Source organism: Arthrobacter sp. TJ-265 (assembly GCF_058269135.1).
Map to the genome: position 1 here is coordinate 1,607,914 of NZ_JBZCND010000001.1, position 16,370 is coordinate 1,624,283.

Genomic DNA, 16,370 nt, shown 5'->3' on the forward strand with positions numbered 1-16,370 from the left:
ATGTCCTTCGATTCGATTGCCCTTACGGGGTCGCCGGCTCTGCGCCGGCTCGGATGAGGCTCACGACGTCGTCGGGTTCGAGCCCGATCCTGCGGGCCTCGGCAAGGAGGGGTTGGACGTACCGCAGGGCGAAGTCGTTGCGGCGCTCCCTGAGCAGCAGGTCGCGGGCACCGGCGGCGACAAACATGCCGATCCCCCGGCGCTTGTAGAGCACTCCCTTGTCCACGAGCATGTTCACCCCCTTCGCCGCGGTCGCCGGATTGATGCGGTAGAAGGCGGCGAGCTCGTTCGTCGACGGGGCCTGCGCCTCCTCGGCGATGCTCCCGTCCACGATCGAATCCCCGACCTGCTCGGCGATCTGCACGAACAGCGGTTTGCCTTCCTCGATCACCGCGGCCTCCGGGTCAGCTGGTTAGTTACTCAACTAGTTAACCGTGCCGGCCGTCCGACGTCAAGGGTCGATGGTGCTGGATCCCTGCGCAGCAGGTCGGATCGATGCAGGGAAGGACGCGAGGGCGCGCGCCTGCGCCGGTGAGGCCGACCCGGACGGCCCCACCGGCGCAGGCGGGAGATGACGGGCCTAGGTGTTGGTCGATCTCGGCGCGCCCATGCCGGCATCGATCCTGTGCGGGCCGGCGGCGGAGGGTCGGACGTCGAAGTCGAAGATCGCCGTGGGGATGTAGACGGTGGAGCAGGAGTTGGGAATGTCCACCACGCCCGAGAGCCTGCCTTCGATCGGCGCCGATCCCAGCAGCAGGTAGGCCTGCTCGGGGCTGTAGCCGAACTTCGTCAGGTAGTCGATCGCGTGCAGGCAGGCCCGCTGGTAGGACAGGTGCGAATCGAGGTAGTGCTGCCTGCCGTCGAGGGTCACGGAGGTGCCCGAGAAGGCGATCCATTCGCTGTACCGGGGGTCGACGATGCCGGGCATGAAGATGGCGTTCTCGCTCACGCCGTAGGTGTCCATGCCGCCTCTGATGATGTCGACGCGGAGGTCGATGAAGCCGCCCATCTCGATCGCACCGCAGAAGGTGATCTCACCATCGCCCTGCGAGAAGTGGAGATCGCCCAGGGACAGGTTCGCGCCGTCCACGAACACGGGGTAGAAGATCCGCGAGCCCTTCGACAGGTTCTTGATGTCCTGGTTGCCGCCGTTCTCCCGGGGCGGTGCCGTGCGGGCCGCCTCCCCGGCGACCCGGTCGAAGTCCGACGCCGGCAGGCTCCCGAGCAGGGCCTCCCGTGGCTCAGGTGGCAATGCCAGCGGGGGAACCCGAGTGGGGTCCGTGGCGATCAGGTCCCCTTCGCGCTTGTTCCATTTGGCCAGCAGCTCGGCGGAGGGGGCCGTGCCCATCAGGCCCGGGTGGATGAGCCCGACGTAGGACACCTCCGGCACATGGCGCGAGGTCGCCACCTGCCCGCTGAAGTCCCAGATGGCCTTGTAGGCGTCCGGGAACTGCTCGGTCAGGAACCCGCCGCCGTTGTTCCGCGAGAAGATGCCGGTATACCCCCACCCCTGCCCTGCCAGTGGCCCCGAATCCTCCTGCGGGATCGGCCCGACATCCAGGATGTCGACGACGAGGAGGTCCCCGGGCTTCGCCCCTTCCACGGCGAAGGGGCCGCTGAGTTTGTGGACGGTGAGCAGCGGCGCGTTCAGGATGTCATCGGCGGAATCGTCGTTGACGATGGCGCCGTCGAACCATTCCCGGCAATGGACCCTGAAGGAGTCTCCCGGCTTCACCGTGGCCACCGGGGGAATCTCGGGGTGCCACCGGTTGTGTCCGATCTTCTCCTGGTCCTCGAACTTCCTGCTCGAATCGAGGGGGAATATCACGTCAGGCATTTCATCTCCTTTGATGAGTCGCGCCGCGCTCCATGACTAGGGGCGCGGCAATTTCTGGTGCAGCGGATTCGACGAGTAGGCGGGGCCGGCTCCTTTGCCCGTGGACGGGAGCGCCCCGGAGACCACCCGGGGATCCGACGCACTGCGCTCGGTCGACTCGATCAGTTGGAAGGCCGGAGTGCCCGTCCTAGACACATGGGGCGTGCTGACCTTCCGCCGGGATGGTTGCCCGCAGGTCGGGCAGGCATCCTCCGCAGGAGCCTCCCCCATGCGGCGGATGACCTCGTACACCTCACATCGAGGGCAGCGGTACTCGTAGATCGGCATTCAGTGCACCTTCCCGGGTTCGCAGGACGTGCTCTCGCCGGGCGCGAGCCTGCACTCCTGTCTCATTGCTGCGCCATCAGCCGGGCTATGTCGGCGTCGTTGTCACGGATCAGCTCGCCGGAGACCTCGATCGTGACCGAGTGGATCGCGCCCGTGAAGCTGAACGGTGGCGAATAGTGCTTGGCTGCCGGGGCGCCGAAGTCGTACCCGCAACTGAGGCCTTCGAGTTCGAAGAGGAGCGGCGTGGTGTAGGGGAAGTCCGCGTTCCCGACCAGGGTGCCGTCGATGTAGAGCTGGGCGCGTCCGGGTGTTCCCTTGCCCACCGTGAAGTCGGGCCGGCCCGTGGGCTCGAACTCGTAGCGGAGGACATGCCGTCCCGGGGACAGCGGCTCGGAGGAGGACACCTCGAACCGTTCGCGGCCGACGTAGTTGTACACGTACCGCAGGCGTCCGTCGTCCATGAAGAAGGTGTACCCACCGGCATCCCCACCCTGGGCGATGAGGACGCCGCTGGTGCCATCGGTGGGGATGTCGACGTCGGCCTCGATGGAATGGGGTCGGTTGAGGACCGGCGGGGCTGCGAAAGCAGGGACCAGCGAGGTGTGCGGGTGATAGGTGAAGCGGCTGCGGGGCCTCGATGTCTGCGGACGTTCGGTCGTCAGGCGTTCCTGGAGCGAGCCGTCCAGAGGCAGGACTTTGTACTTCTCGGCTTCCTCCCACCACAGGGCAATCAGGTGTCGCAGTCGGTCCGGGTGCTCGGCAGCGATGTTGGACGACTCGGTGGGATCCTCCGTGATGTCGTAGAGCTCCCATCCGCTCGCGTCGAGCTGCTCGAGGACCTCCGGGGTGATCAGCCCGCCCATCCGGCGTCCCGCGGCTGCGGCCTCCGTGTAATTCGGTCCCGGCCAGGGACACACGGCCCGCCACCCGTCGTGATAGATCGCCCGGTGGCCGAACATCTCGAAGTACTGCGTGGTGTGGCCGGTCGGCGCATCCGCCGTGTCGAAGGAACGGGCGAAGCTGACCCCCTCGATCGGGGCCTGGGGAACTCCGCGCACGGCGGCCGGCGGCTCGAAACGCAGGGCGTCGAGGACCGTGGGGACCAGATCGATCGCGTGGGCGTACTGGCTGCGGACTTCGCCGCGTGCCGCGATCCTCGCCGGCCAGGCGACGACGAACGGGTCGGTCGCCCCACCACGGTACGTCTCCCGCTTCCAGCGGCGGAACGGCGTGTTGCCCGCCCATGTCCATCCCCACGGATAGTGGTTGTAGGCCCGGGTGCCGCCCAGTTCGTCGATCATCGCAAGGTTGTCCTCGAAGTTCTCGGGGACCTGGTTGAAGAACAGCATCTCGTTGAAGGAGCCCGTCACGCCGCCTTCGGCCGAGGCGCCATTGTCCGAGATGACCATGACCAGCGTGTTCTCGAGCTCGCCGATCTGCTGGAGAGTGTCCAGCACGCGTCCGAAGTGGTGGTCCGCATGCGAGACGAAACCGGCGTAGACCTCCATCATCCGGGCGTACAACCGACGCTCGTCGTCGTTCAGCGAGTTCCACTCCGGGACATCAGGGTCACGGGGGGACAGTTCGGCGTCGGCCGGGAACAGGCCGATCTCCTTCTGGCGGGCGAACACCGTTTCCCGGTACGCGTCCCACCCCTCGTCGAACCGGCCGCGGTACCGGTCCGCCCAGTCCTTCGGCACGTGGTGCGGGGCGTGGCCCGCACCGGGGGCGTAATACATGAAGAACGGCTTGTCCGGCGCGTTGGCCTCGCTGTCCAGGATCATCCTGATCGCCTGGTCCGCCAGGTCCTCGCTCAAGTGGTAACCGTCCTCGGGCAGCCGCGGCTGCTGGACCGACGCGTTGTCCTGCGTGAGATCCGGATACCACTGGTTGGTCTCACCGCCGAGGAACCCGTAATAGCGCTCGAATCCCCGCCCGAGAGGCCGGCGGTGGAACGGCCCGGCCGGGGAATTGTCCTCCGACGGCGACAGATGCCACTTGCCCACGCAGAACGTGTTGTAGCCGTGGTCGATCAACATCTCCGGCAGCATCCCGTTCTCGAACGGCATCCGGCCGTCGTAGCCGGGGAAGCCGGTGGCCAGCTCCATGATGCTGGCAACTCCATTGGAATGATGGTTGCGGCCGGTCAGGATGCACGACCGACTCGGTGAACACAGTGCCGTGGTGTGCATATTCGCGTACCGCAGACCGTTCGCCGCCACGCGGTCGATGTTCGGTGTCTCCACCAGCCCGCCGAAGCAGGAGATCTGCCCATAGCCGACGTCGTCGAGGACGACGAGCAACACATTCGGCGCTCCTTCGGGAGCCCGTTGAGGAGCGGGCCAGGCCTGCTTCGACTCCTCGATGGTCCGCCCGATCACGCCCGGGAAGCGGTCGCCTGGGTTGTACTCCGTGATGGACATGGGACTCCTCGGGGTGGTGGTCTGCGGGCTCGCTCACTCACCCTGCCCCGACCGGCCGGCCTCCGCCTCACCCCAAAGGAATGAACCCTCGACCGTGGGCGTCGGACGGCCTCTGGAGGGATGGTGCGACAGCGGGTAGCATCGGTCCCGCCATGGCCAGTGACGAGCATCCGGTCCCCACCTGACGGAGCGGCCGGCCCCTGCGGAACGGGAAGGATGACGCCCGGTATGCCTGTGACTCCAACGATGCTGCACATTCCGGCCGGCGAGTTCCGCATGGGATCGGAGGAGTTCTACGCCGACGAGAGCCCCGCACACCGGGTCCGCGTGCCACCCTTCGAGCTGGATGAACGTCCCGTGACCACCGCGGAGTTCGCCGAGTTCGTTGCGGCAACGGGGTACGTGACCGTGGCCGAGCGGCCGCTGGACCCGGTCGAGTTCCCCGGCCTCTCCCCCCGTGACCTGGCCCCGGGCGGGTTGGTCTTCACCCCCTCACCCGGCCCGGTGGACCTGGGCGACTGGAGACAGTGGTGGCGCTGGGTCCCGGGTGCGTGCTGGCAGCGGCCGCTGGGGCCCGGATCCTCCATCGACGGCAAGGAGGACCACCCGGTCGTGCAGGTGTCCTTCACCGACGCGGGCGCCTATGCGGCCTGGGCCGGCAAACGGCTCCCGGACGAAGCGGAATGGGAGTTCGCCGCCCGGGGCGGACTGTCCGACGCGTTCACCTATGCGTGGGGGAACGAGGTCAGGCCGGACGGTGTGCTGATGGCCAACACGTGGCAGGGACGGTTCCCGTACCTTCGGACGGGAGCGAACGGGTGGAGGGGGACCTCCCCCGTCGGGACGTTCCTTGCGAACGGGTACGGGCTCCTCGACATGATCGGGAACGTCTGGGAATGGACCAGCACCTACTACTCGGCCCGCCACGACACGGTGGAGGCGGCAGCGACCCACCAGGTCAGCGGCTGCGCGTGTACTCCGCACCGGGACCGGGCCGCCGAAAGCGCGGAGCCCGGGTCCGGCATCCCACGCCGCGTCCTCAAGGGAGGCTCACACCTCTGCGCTCCGGAGTACTGCCTGCGCTACCGTCCGGCCGCCCGCTCCCCCCAGACCGAGGACACGGCGACCTCGCACATCGGCTTCCGGTGCGCACGGTCGCTCGGAGACTCCGCGACCCACCCTCAGTAGACGAAGATGTCGAACCACGCCCGGTTGTGCGCGTGGAGGAGGACGAGGAACAGCACGAAGTCGAACAGGAGGTGCACACAGATGATGTAGGACAGCGAGCGCGTCCGGGTGAAGATGAAGGCCTGCAGGAGCGCGAACGGGACGATGAACAGCGGCGCCCACGCCCTGAAGCCCAGCTCCCACAGGAACGAGGTGAAGAGGACCGCCTGCAGCACGTTGGCCTGCACCATGGGCAGGTGCCGGCGCAGGAGCGCGAAGACCGTGCAGATGAAGAACAGCTCGTCCCAGATCCCGAGCCCGTTGGTGCCGACGAACAGGCGGGCGATCTCCGCCGGTTCCGACGCCGCCGGCCAGTTCGTGTAGACGCCGGTGCTGATCATGTAGAAGGGCAGCAGGGCATAGCCCATCACGACGACGACGGGCAGGTACCACTTCTCCGTGCGGGTCCAGGGCTCGCCGGTCCGCAGGGGGAAGGTGACCGCATGATCGCGGTACACGAAGCGCGAGACGGTATAGGGCACGCCGACGGCGAGGATCATCGCCGAACCCATGACCGCCATGTGCCCCATGCTGATGTCCGTGGTGATGGGCACGAAGGTCATCACGGTGATACCGAAGGCGATGAGCGCCAGGTCCCGGAACAGTGCGCGGTCGACGGCGGCGGCCACCGCGAGCGCCGCGACCAGCAGCCCGTACCCGGCCAGTGGCTGGTGGAGCACGAGCAGGACGAAGCCGGCGAGGGACACCAGGGCGGCCGGGAGCAGGGCCCGGGACGGGGTGTGCCACGAGCCCTGCTTCCACGAGCGGGTCGCCGTGAGCATGGCGCCGGGCGGAGGCGCGTCCGGTGCTGCTGTGTACTCCACGATGGGCACTCCTTCGACGTCGTGCCCGGTCGGTGAGCCCGCCGACGTCCTGCCGGCGCGTGTGCGGACACGATCCCCATTCTTTCCCGGGTCCGCCGGTCGGTCCAGAGCCGGGCCCGCCGGAGGCACAGCCCCGCCGAGCCGGGCGCCATGTCAATGGCCGATTCCCTGTCTCATCCATGGGAGGTGAGACCCCCCGCCTTCTCCCGCGCCCACAATGAAGGCCAGACCCACCGCATCCCTTCAGGAGAAAGAGATCCCATGGTGCCGGACCCGCCCGCTGCCGATCCACGATCAGGCCTCCCGCGCAGCACCACCGTCCTGCTCGCCCTCGGTGGAGCGACCGCGGCCGCGTTCGGGATCGCCGCCATGAGGGATGTCTTCGTCCCGGCGTTCCTGGCGTTCGTCCTCACGCTGTGCGTCCACCCGCTCCGTAGCAGGATGAGCCGGCGGGGATACCCGCGGGGAATCGCCACTGCCGCGTCGATCGCTGCCGTCCTTGCCCTCGTCCTCGCCTTCGCGGTGGTCCTGGTCCTGGCCCTCGTACAGTTCTCCGCCCTCCTGCCCCGGTACGCGGCGCAACTCGAGCAGGTGGGAGTCGCCGTCTCCGAGCTGCTGGCGTCGGCGGGATTCGGTGCGGACCAGGCGGACGCAGGCGAGGAGGGGTTCACGCCGGAGCGCATCATCGGGTTCGTCAGCGGCCTGCTGGGCGGCATCACGAGCGTCGTGAGCGGTCTCGTGGTGCTCCTGACCCTGCTGATCCTCATGGCATTCGACGGGTCCCGGGTGCCGGCGCTCCTCACCTACCTGACCCCCCACCGCCCGGCGCTGGTCTCCGCGCTCGTGGGATTCGCGGCCGGCGCGCGCCGATACATGGTCGCGACGACGGTGCTCGGGGTGGCCCAGGGTGCATTCAACTGGCTGGCGCTCGTCCTCCTCCAGGTCCCGGGCGCCGTCCTGTGGGGCCTGCTCTCCTTCATCTGCAGCTTCATCCCCAACGTCGGCTACTTCATCGCCATCATCCCTCCACTGTTCTTCGGATTCCTCAGTGGGGGCTGGCCGACCGTCATCGGCGTCATCATCGTCTACGGCGTCATCAACGGCACCATCCAGTCCATCATCCAGCCCAAGTACATCGGTGATGTGGTGTCCCTCAGCGAGACCCTGACCTTCGTCTCCGTCCTCTTCTGGGCCGTGGTCCTGGGCCCGATGGGTGCCATTCTGGCCGTACCGCTGACCCTGCTGGTCCGGGCGGTCCTCATCGACGCGGACCCGTCGATGGCATGGCGAAGGGCTCTGACCGGAGACAGATCCGATCTGAAGGAGATCCTCGAGAACGAAGACAGCGAGACGCGCACCCGGCGGGCCCAGCGGACCCAGCGGAGGACGAGGCCCTCCGCCCCACGCGAGGAGCAGGCATGACATCCCCCGGCTCCGGCCCGGATGCCCCGTGAGCCCCGGATGCTGAGCCTCCTGATCAGCCTGCTGCCCGTCGCCTTCGCGGGGACGATGAGCACAGTGCCAGCCAGTGTCACCATCATCATCCTCCTCTCGTCCAACGCCCTTCGCGGTGCGTGGTCCTTCCTCATCGGGAGCTTCGCCGGAGCCCTCCTGCTGGTAGGCGGTGCTGCGGTCGGCCTGCGATTCCTGCCGGTCCGGGAGGGCCCTGACCAGAATGTGAAGGTGGCACTGGTCGGCCTGGTCGTGGCGGCCGCCTTGATCGGCTACGGCATCTATCTCCTCTCACACACCCGCAGAACCGACAGCGCGGCCCGGGGCAGGATGCGGACCCGGGTCGGTTCGGCCCGTCCCTGGGAGTTCCTCGTCCTGGGGTTGGCCCTGAATCTGCGCCCCAAGGCGATACTCCTGTCCCTGACCGCAGGCACACTCATCGGCCTCCAGGGCCTCGGGCCGCTCGCCGGCACGTTGGTCGTCCTCGCGTACGTCCTGATCGCCCAGTCGGAGATCGTCGTCCCGATCGTCCTGCGGATGCGACGGCCCGAGCGTGCGGACGCGTTACTGACCCGCCTGGACCTGTGGCTGCAGCACCACAGCCAGACGATCACGGGCATCACGCTCCTGGTCGCCGGGGTGTTCATCGCAGGCCTGGGGATCGCGCGGCTCTGACGCTCTTGCCCCCGTCCACCGTCCCGGTGCGAGACTGAGGGCATGCGAGAGCTCGTCGTCCTCGGTACGTCCTCCCAGGCGCCCACCCGGACCCGCAACCACAACGGCTACTTCCTGCAGTGGGAGCAGGAGGGGATCCTCTTCGATCCCGGTGAGGGCACGCAGCGGCAACTGATCCATGCCGGCCTGGCGGCGTCGAGGATCGACCGCATCTGCATCACCCATGTCCACGGGGACCACTGCTTCGGGCTGCCCGGTGTCCTCTCGCGCATGGTGCTGGACGGCGTCGACCACCCGGTGCACCTCCACTACCCGGCGTCCGGTGAGGACGTGGTGCGCGCCCTGGTCCTCCTCGCCACGCCGGGCATCGACCTGCGCCTGCACCCTCACGGTGCGGCCGGGGAGATCGCCCCCGGGCTGGCGGTCGAGACGCTGCGTCACCGCGTCGAGGCGTACGGCTACCGCGCCACCGAGCCGGACGGGCGGACGTTCCTGCCGGACCGGCTCGCGGCCGCCGGCATCGCCGGGCCCGACGTCGGGCGCCTGCAGCGCGAGGGACGCCTCGGCGCCGTGAGGCTGGACGACGTCAGCGTGCACCGGCCCGGGCGCCGCTTCGCCTTCGTCATGGACACCGCGCTGTGCGACGGCGCGTCCGCGCTCGCCGACGGCGCCGATCTCCTGGTCACCGAGAGCACCTTCAGCGACGACGACGCCCCGCTCGCCGCGCGGTACCTGCACCTCACCGCAGGGCAGGCGGGTTCCCTCGCCGGTTCCGGCGGCGCGGCCACGCTGGTGCTGACGCACTTCTCCTCCCGGTACGACGACGTCGGGCTGCTGGCCGCTCAGGCGCGGGCCGCGGCCGGCACGGCGACGGTGATCGCGGCGTCGGACCTCGACCGCGTCCCGTTCCCGGTGCGCCACTGACGGGGGTCGTGGTCAGCGCACTGCTTCGGGGGCGGTGAGCTGAAGGCGCCTGCCCCGCCAGGTGCGCCGGAGCCACCGGTCGTGCGAGGCGACGACGACCGTGCCCGGATAGCCGGGGATCAGGGCCTCGAACTTGGTGGCCAGCAGCAGGGAGAAGTGGTTGGTGGGCTCGTCGAGGAGCAGGATGTCAGGAGGGCCGGCCAGGATGATCGCGAGGGCAAGCCGGCGCTGCTGGCCGACGCTCAGCACGGCGACAGGCCGGTCCTCGTCCCGCGGGTGGACGAGCCCGAAGGTCCGCAGCGGGATCTGCTCGCCGACCGGCCCGACGGCGTCGTCGTAGGCCTGCAGCGCAGTGCGCCCGGGTCCGCGGTCGTGGGGGTCGGGGAGGTCGACGTCCTGGGCGAGCAGGCCGATGCGCAGCGCCGGCGCCGTACTCACCGTCCCGGAGGTCGGGGGGAGGTCGCGGGCCAGGAGGCGGAGGAGGGTGGACTTCCCGGACCCGTTGGGTCCCGTGACGAGCCACTTCTCCCCCGCGCCGAGTACCAGGGACGTGGCGGCGAGGCGACCGTGCACGGCGGCCTCCGTCGTGGTGAGGACGGGCGGCGCTCCTTCCGGTGTCGCGGGTGCACCGGCCGCGGTGAGCCCCTGGAACCGCAACTCCTCGGGCGGCCTGCGAATCTGCCGACCCTCGAGGGACACGAGCCGGGACGTGGCGTCGTCGACCCCGCGGGACACGGCCTTCGCATTGCGGTCGGAATAGAACTTGGCGCTGGCGCGTCCTTCGGAGCGCGGCTTCCAGTCCTCATGGCCCACCAGGTGGCTGTCCGACACGGTGGCACGGAGCCGTTTCAGTTCCGCCTGCTCGTCCCGGTAGCGACGTTCCCACCGCTCCCGGGCGTCGAGCCGGGCGTGCACGTAGTCGGTGTAGGTGCCGGTGAACCGGACGACGCCGATACCGGTGCCGTCGCCGTCGGCCACGAGGGGTCCGGCGACCGCCTGCGGCAGCGGGGCGGGGTCGAGGTCGATGAGGGTCGTCACCACGTCGTCCAGGAACGCCCGATCGTGGCTCGCGATGAGCACCGGACCCCGCCAGTCCTCGAGGAGGGTCGTCAGATAGGACGCGGCGTCATCGTCGAGATGGTTGGTCGGCTCGTCCAGAAGCAGCACATCGGGCGTACTGAGGAGCAGCCAGGCCAGGGACAGGCGAGAGCGCTCCCCGCCCGAGAGCTCACCCGTCGGCCGCTGCGGCGCCAGGGCGGACAGTCCGAGGCCGGCGACGACGGCGGCGATCCGCGCGTCGATGTCCCACGCGCCGACACGTTCCGCCGCCTCGAGGGCCGCTGCGTACGCGGTGGCGGCCGCCCGATCCTCGGGCGCGCCGGCCAGGGCGAGGCCTGCGGTCGAGACGGCGTGCGCCACGGCGCGCACGGGGGCGACGGCGGACTCGAGCGCCTCCGCGACCGTGGCGGACGGAGGGAACGGCGGTTCCTGGTGCAGCAGGCCGATGCGTGGCCGCACTTCACCGGGGAGTACCGCGGTCACGGTACCGCCGTCGGGCGTGAGGAGGCCGGCGATGATGCGCAGCAGGGTCGTCTTGCCGGACCCGTTCTCGCCGATGAGGCCGGTACGGCCCCCGGCGACGGTGAAGGACACGCCGGTCAGGACACGGCGCGCCGCGAAGCTCTTGGAGACGCCGTCCACGCGGAGGTGGGCCGTCGTCTGCGGGGACGGGGAGGAAGTGGTCATGGAGATCCTCGGGGTCGGCCGGTGTCCTGCCGGGCATCAGCCGCGGGCGCAGGAGGGAGCGAGGATCTAGGAGAGCACGGCACCACTATAGGCACGCAGGGCTCGACGGCCGCAAGGGTGCGTGCCTTGGAGGGGGCACGGGCCCGTTGACCGCCGCGAGCCCCGGGGCCGCGGCGGTCAACCGGTTCAGGCGCGGACGATCAGGCCTTTGCCGTGCTGCGGCGTACGGCGTAGGCTCCGCCCACGGCTCCCGCGAGGAGGACGCCGCCACCGAGGGCGATCAGCCCGGCGGAGGTGGACGTGGACTCCACGGCGGCACCCGTGTCGGCCCCGCCCGAGGGCATGGAGCCCATCTGGGCCGGTACGAGTGTCCCGCACAGCGCGGGCGCGGTCGCGCCGGCCGGGAGGGCCGGGTCCAGATCGCTGGGAGCGCTGAACGCCTCCGGGGTCGACGGCGTCGTGGCCGGGTCCAGGCCGTGGACGTTGAAGACCGCCGTGCCGTTCTCGAGTGCCGCCATGGTCGCGGCGTCGATCGTGAAGGTGCGCTGGACGGTGTAGGTACCGCCCTGTCCGGCAAGTTGCAGGTTCAGGGCTTCGGCAGGAGTCGTGGGCCCTGACGTCGTCACCGTCGCCAGGATGCCACCGTAGCCAGGCGCGCTTTCGGTGACGCTGATGATGCCGTCACCGTTGGTGTCGTTCGCCGGTGTGGGGCAGACGCCGGCGGCGCCGCCGTGAATGTGCTGCACGTGGGGGTAGGGCGCACCCTGGAAGGTCTCGGCGAGGCCGGACACCTGCAGGTCGATGGTGGCTTGGTCACCGACGACGTCCAGGGTGACTGTGCCGGTGCCGGTGGTGCCGTTGACCTGGCCGAGGGTCGACGAGTAGCTTCCATCGGCCGCCATTGCGGGTGCCCCTGCCATAGCGACGGCGCTGAGGGCGAGGGCGGGGACTGCAAGCAAGCGCATCTTGTTCATGGGATTCGTATCCTTCACGGTGCGATTGGAACGGACCCGGATCCGGATCCGCATCGATCTGGCTGCGAGCACCCCGTAGCGTCGAATAACCGCAGTCTGCGAATCCTGAGCCTGCTGCGCGGAGCGCCCACGTGGCTCATCCTCCACCCGCCCCCGCACCCACGGAAGAACCCACCGCAATCTCGATTCGACCTTTACAAACGCGCTTTGTGCAGGTTCCGTGGAGGGCGGCCGCCCAATTGGTGCGAGGGCGCCGGGGACGGCCTCGCACCCCCTGCTCGAGCGTGTACCTGAGGATCCCGGGCACGAGCTGCGCGATCAGCGCGCTCTGTCGGCGCGTGTCCTCGGCCGGCTCGTCAGTCGGCGCGGCGCATTCTGAGGTACAGAACCTCCGCGTGGACGCCCGGGAGCCCCATCTCCTTCTGCACCAGGGCGGGCTCTCGCTGTTGATGCGCATATGCGATGCCACCAGTTCCCCGGTGTCCGCGTTCAGCGGCACGAGGGTGTCCAGCAGGCCGAGGAGCTCCCCCAGGACGTCTGGCGCATCCGAGAGGAGGAACTCGCGGACGCGCCTGACGTCCAGCGTGCCGGGTGCGACGCCGAGGATCGCCGTGTCATTCGTCCTGTAGCTGCGCTTCATCATGCACGATCCGCAGGATCTACGGCAGGCTTCTTGGACGTTCTGGAGCCGGTTAACGACAGCGGCCCTCCGAACGCGGTCGCGTTCGGAGGGCCGGAGGGTGCCGGGCTAGGAGGTGTGGGTGGCGTTCTTCTTCTCCGACCGGTAGCCGGCGACGGCGGCGCGGATGTCGCCCTCCTCGTGCTCGCCCTTCTTGCCGAACGGCAGTGCCTTCAGCAGCGGGTGCACCACGGCCATGACGATCAGCCCCCAGGCGAGTCCGAGGATGGCCGAGCACAGGGTGTTTACGAGCCAGGCGAGGAAGCCACCCACGACGGGAATGCCGACGAACGGGGACTCGAGGACGTGGACGAGGTCGTACGGCATGTGCCATCCGAGGTCGTAGGCTCCCTGCAGCATGATGTGGCCGCCGACCCACAGCATGGCGATCGTTCCGATGAAGGTGATGCCGGCCAGGACGGCGGGCATCCCCTTGACGAGCGCCTCGCCGAAGCGCTTGGCGCCTGCGGAGTCCTTGGTGGTCAGGTGCAGGCCGATGTCGTCCATCTTCACGATGAGCGCGACGGCGCCGTACACGAGGACGGTGATCGCGAGGGCGACGACGACCAGGATCGTCGCGCGCGCCCAGATGGACTCGCTGGACACCTCGTTCATGGAGATGACCATGATCTCGCAGGACAGGATGAAGTCGGTGGTGATGGCACCCTTGGTGACCTTCGCCTCCGCCTCGGGACCGCGTGCGGTGGCCGGCGACTTCTCGGCCGCGTGACCGCGGAGTTTGTGCCAGACCTTCTCGGCACCTTCGTAGCACAGGTAGGTGCCACCCAGCATGAGGATGAAGGGGATCACCGCCGGGATGAAGGCACTGATGAGCAGCAGCGCCGGCAGGATGATCAGCAGCTTGTTCCGGAGTGAACCCCAGAAGATCCGCTTGATCATCGGCAGCTCACGGGACGGTTCGGACCCGGAGACGTACTGCGGGGTGACGGCGGCGTCGTCGATGACCACACCGGCAGCCTTGGCTCCCGCCTTCGCGGCTCCGGCGGCGACGTCGTCGACCGAGGCTGCTGCGATGCGGGCGATCGCTGCGACGTCGTCGAGCAGGGCGACGAGACCGCCGCTCACAGGGCAGCCCCGAACCGCTCGACGGCGGACGGTTGGACATGGAGGCCCCGGGCGAGATGTGTCATCGGCATCCTCAGAGTATATGGGGGCCGGCGCCCTCGACGGGCAGCGGAATTCAGTCGACGGCGGTGGCGCGTTGCCTGGAGGACTGTGAAACAGCGTCGACAATCTCCTCGGAGGTGAGCCTGCGCTCTCCCACGTAGTACACGACAGCATCTCCGGGTAGTTGCGTGTCCCAGCCGGGGTTGATGACGGCCCCTTCGTGCTGCACTGAGAGCACCGTGGTGGTGAAGTGTCGTCCCAGGACTTCCTGGACCTGCCCGAAGTTCATCTGTTGGAGCGCTTCGGGCAGGCGTGTGCTGTAGGTGTTCCGGCCCCCGTGGCTCATGAGGTCGGCGTAGACAATTGCGATGCCCGGATCCTGCAGTTCTTCGATGGCGAGGCGCGGCGAGTGCCACTGGACACAGCGGACGTCGGCGGCGATGTAGGAGAAGTTGTGGGCCCGGCTCATGTCGCGCAGCGCGACGACCGTGTGCGCTTCGGGATTCACATGCGTGACAGCCACTGCGACCGCGAGTGCCTCGTTGTCGTCGCGGGCGTCGATGAGGAGCCGCGCGGCCTGGTGTACACCGGCACGCCGCAGCACGCTCTCCTCCGCGAGATCTCCGCGGACGAACCCGAGATGGGGTTGCTCGGGCATCGGATTCTCGGGAGTCTCCTCCCAGGCGCAGAGGGTGATCGGGTGATCGTCGTCAGCGATGATCTCGCGAATCAGCCGTTCCGTGCGTCCCGGCGTGTAGCCCACGATCACGAGGTGATTCGACATATTCGAACTGAGATGGCCTCTCATGCGATGCCCCTTTGCATTCTCGATCGCCGAAGCGGCCCGTGTGAACAGGGTGGTCAAGGTGACGATGCCGCCGACGATGACGTAGGCCCCGACGAGGCGACCGCCGGCCGAGGTCGGGAAGAAGTCGCCGTATCCGACAGTGGCCGCAGTGACCAGGAACCACCACCAGTAGTTCGCCACGGACGTGATGGGGTTGCTGGATGGCTCCGCCCAGGCCATGAGGGGCCAACTGGTGAGGAACACCACGAGAATGATGCTTGCCGGCAGGACCCACACACGTGAACTCCCGAGGCCCCGGATCAGACGGACCAATACGAATGGCACTCGGTGTCCCCCTTCATCCTGACGAGTCGGTATCGGTCGAAGTCCTCCTGGCATTCGACCACAGAAAAGCCGTCAGCCACCCACTCCTGGTGGAGTGGGTGGCTGCCGCGACCTGGGTCCCACCCCCTGCAGGGTGAGTGTCACTCAGTGATCAGAGCGCTCCACCGGTGGTGCGGTTCTTGTTCAGCAGCGGATCGGCCAGCGGATCCTTTGCAGTACCGGTCTGCGTCCTGGTCGATGCCGGATCGACGTCCTCGACGGGCAGGAGGAGGTCCTCGGTGCTGCGCGAGAGCACGGCATCGTCGGTCGTATACACCTCGGGGGCAGCGTCGGTCACGGGCGTGAGAGTGACGTCTTCCTCCACGACGGTGTCGTCGTCGTCCTTCTTCTTGCTGGCGGCGACGCCGACAGCTGCAGCGGCAGCGGCGAGGCCGATACCGGCGGCTACCTTGCCGGAGACTCCTGCCTTTCCGCTGTCACCGCGGGACTCGGCGGCATCCTCGACGCCGGGCTCGCCGGTACGGGCGCCGGTTCCGACCGTTCCACGCCACGCTCCGGTGGCATAGCCCTCGTCTTCGATGAATGCCTTGAAGCGCTTGAGGTCTCCCTCAGCCTGGTTCTCGACGACGTTGAGCTTGTCGCCGATCTTCTCGACGAGGCCCTCGGCCTCGTACTCGAGGACGAGGTGGACCTGGGTCTGTCCGCCTCCGACGTCGTCGAAGGAGACCGAGCCGGCGTTCGTGGCACCTTCGGTCGCGGCCCAGGACACCTTCTTGTCCGGCACCTGCTCCAGGATGGTCGCGTCCCACTGACGACGGATCCCACCGATTTCGACGACCCAGTTGAGGCGCTGGTTGTCGAGCTGGGTGACCTTCTTGACGCCACCCATGAAGTGGGGGAATTCTTCGAACTGGGTCCACTGGTTGTAGACGGTGCTCACCGGGACGTTGACGAGAATGCTCTTTTCAACCTTCGTGCTCATGGCGTCTCCTTCGGGTTGGGACAAGGTACGAACTAGCGGT

The 16,370-nt window shown here is 68.5% G+C and carries 14 protein-coding genes; 4 read left to right on the forward strand and 10 right to left on the reverse strand.

Translation table 11 applies throughout. The annotated features are described in order from the left end of the window. Positions 1-22: 22 nt before the first annotated feature. The 4 genes from AC4D2E_RS07655 to AC4D2E_RS07670 form a co-directional block, all read right to left on the reverse strand. The gene (locus AC4D2E_RS07655; RefSeq protein ID WP_104164526.1) at positions 23-391 is read right to left on the reverse strand and encodes a GntR family transcriptional regulator; all 369 of its coding nucleotides are present in this window, start codon (positions 389-391) and stop codon (positions 23-25) included. Between the two features lie 189 nt (positions 392-580). Then, positions 581-1,837, reverse strand: coding sequence for a formamidase (fmdA, locus tag AC4D2E_RS07660; protein ID WP_490952167.1), 1,257 nt, complete (start codon positions 1,835-1,837; stop codon positions 581-583). Between the two features lie 36 nt (positions 1,838-1,873). Further along, a complete protein-coding gene (locus tag AC4D2E_RS07665; RefSeq protein ID WP_490952168.1) occupies positions 1,874-2,164 on the reverse strand; it encodes an FmdB family zinc ribbon protein in 291 nt (96 codons plus the stop codon). Between the two features lie 62 nt (positions 2,165-2,226). After that, positions 2,227-4,587 carry a sulfatase-like hydrolase/transferase gene (locus tag AC4D2E_RS07670; protein ID WP_490909204.1) on the reverse strand — a complete coding sequence of 787 codons (2,361 nt, stop codon included), beginning with the start codon at positions 4,585-4,587 and terminating at the stop codon, positions 2,227-2,229. Positions 4,588-4,815: 228 nt separating this feature from the next. Between AC4D2E_RS07670 and AC4D2E_RS07675 the strand changes: the two genes are divergently transcribed. Beyond that, positions 4,816-5,775: a formylglycine-generating enzyme family protein gene (locus tag AC4D2E_RS07675; RefSeq protein WP_490952169.1), complete on the forward strand. Its 960-nt coding sequence runs from the start codon at positions 4,816-4,818 to the stop codon at positions 5,773-5,775. On the opposite strand, the gene AC4D2E_RS07680 is transcribed toward AC4D2E_RS07675, so the two are convergent. Then, the gene (locus AC4D2E_RS07680) at positions 5,769-6,596 is read right to left on the reverse strand and encodes a CPBP family intramembrane glutamic endopeptidase (protein ID WP_490952338.1); all 828 of its coding nucleotides are present in this window, start codon (positions 6,594-6,596) and stop codon (positions 5,769-5,771) included. The genes AC4D2E_RS07675 and AC4D2E_RS07680 overlap by 7 nt on opposite strands. A 303-nt stretch (positions 6,597-6,899) precedes the next feature. Between AC4D2E_RS07680 and AC4D2E_RS07685 the strand changes: the two genes are divergently transcribed. Genes AC4D2E_RS07685 through AC4D2E_RS07695 form a run of 3 tightly spaced genes read left to right on the forward strand, consistent with a single transcriptional unit; the run spans position 6,900 to position 9,689 of the window. Further along, on the forward strand, positions 6,900-8,060 hold the full coding sequence (locus tag AC4D2E_RS07685; RefSeq protein WP_490952170.1) for an AI-2E family transporter: 1,161 nt from the start codon (positions 6,900-6,902) through the stop codon (positions 8,058-8,060). Between the two features lie 39 nt (positions 8,061-8,099). Continuing rightward, a complete protein-coding gene (locus AC4D2E_RS07690) occupies positions 8,100-8,765 on the forward strand; it encodes a GAP family protein (protein WP_490952171.1) in 666 nt (221 codons plus the stop codon). A 42-nt stretch (positions 8,766-8,807) separates the two neighbouring features. Beyond that, on the forward strand, positions 8,808-9,689 hold the full coding sequence (locus AC4D2E_RS07695) for a ribonuclease Z (RefSeq protein ID WP_490952172.1): 882 nt from the start codon (positions 8,808-8,810) through the stop codon (positions 9,687-9,689). 12 nt (positions 9,690-9,701) lie between these two features. On the opposite strand, the gene AC4D2E_RS07700 is transcribed toward AC4D2E_RS07695, so the two are convergent. The 5 genes from AC4D2E_RS07700 to AC4D2E_RS07720 all read right to left on the reverse strand — a co-directional run bounded on the left by AC4D2E_RS07700 (position 9,702) and on the right by AC4D2E_RS07720 (position 16,330). Then, complete coding sequence (locus AC4D2E_RS07700; protein WP_490952173.1) at positions 9,702-11,435, reverse strand: ABC-F family ATP-binding cassette domain-containing protein; 1,734 nt, start codon at positions 11,433-11,435, stop codon at positions 9,702-9,704. Between the two features lie 200 nt (positions 11,436-11,635). Continuing rightward, a complete protein-coding gene (locus AC4D2E_RS07705; RefSeq protein WP_490952174.1) occupies positions 11,636-12,409 on the reverse strand; it encodes a hypothetical protein in 774 nt (257 codons plus the stop codon). Positions 12,410-13,157: 748 nt separating this feature from the next. Then, the gene (locus AC4D2E_RS07710) at positions 13,158-14,174 is read right to left on the reverse strand and encodes a DUF808 domain-containing protein (RefSeq protein ID WP_490952175.1); all 1,017 of its coding nucleotides are present in this window, start codon (positions 14,172-14,174) and stop codon (positions 13,158-13,160) included. Positions 14,175-14,289: 115 nt separating this feature from the next. Next, the gene (locus AC4D2E_RS07715; RefSeq protein WP_490952176.1) at positions 14,290-15,348 is read right to left on the reverse strand and encodes an ion channel; all 1,059 of its coding nucleotides are present in this window, start codon (positions 15,346-15,348) and stop codon (positions 14,290-14,292) included. A gap of 151 nt (positions 15,349-15,499) precedes the next feature. Next, positions 15,500-16,330 (reverse strand): SRPBCC family protein, encoded by an 831-nt coding sequence (locus tag AC4D2E_RS07720; protein WP_490952177.1) that lies wholly within the window; start codon positions 16,328-16,330, stop codon positions 15,500-15,502. Positions 16,331-16,370 lie beyond the last annotated feature (40 nt).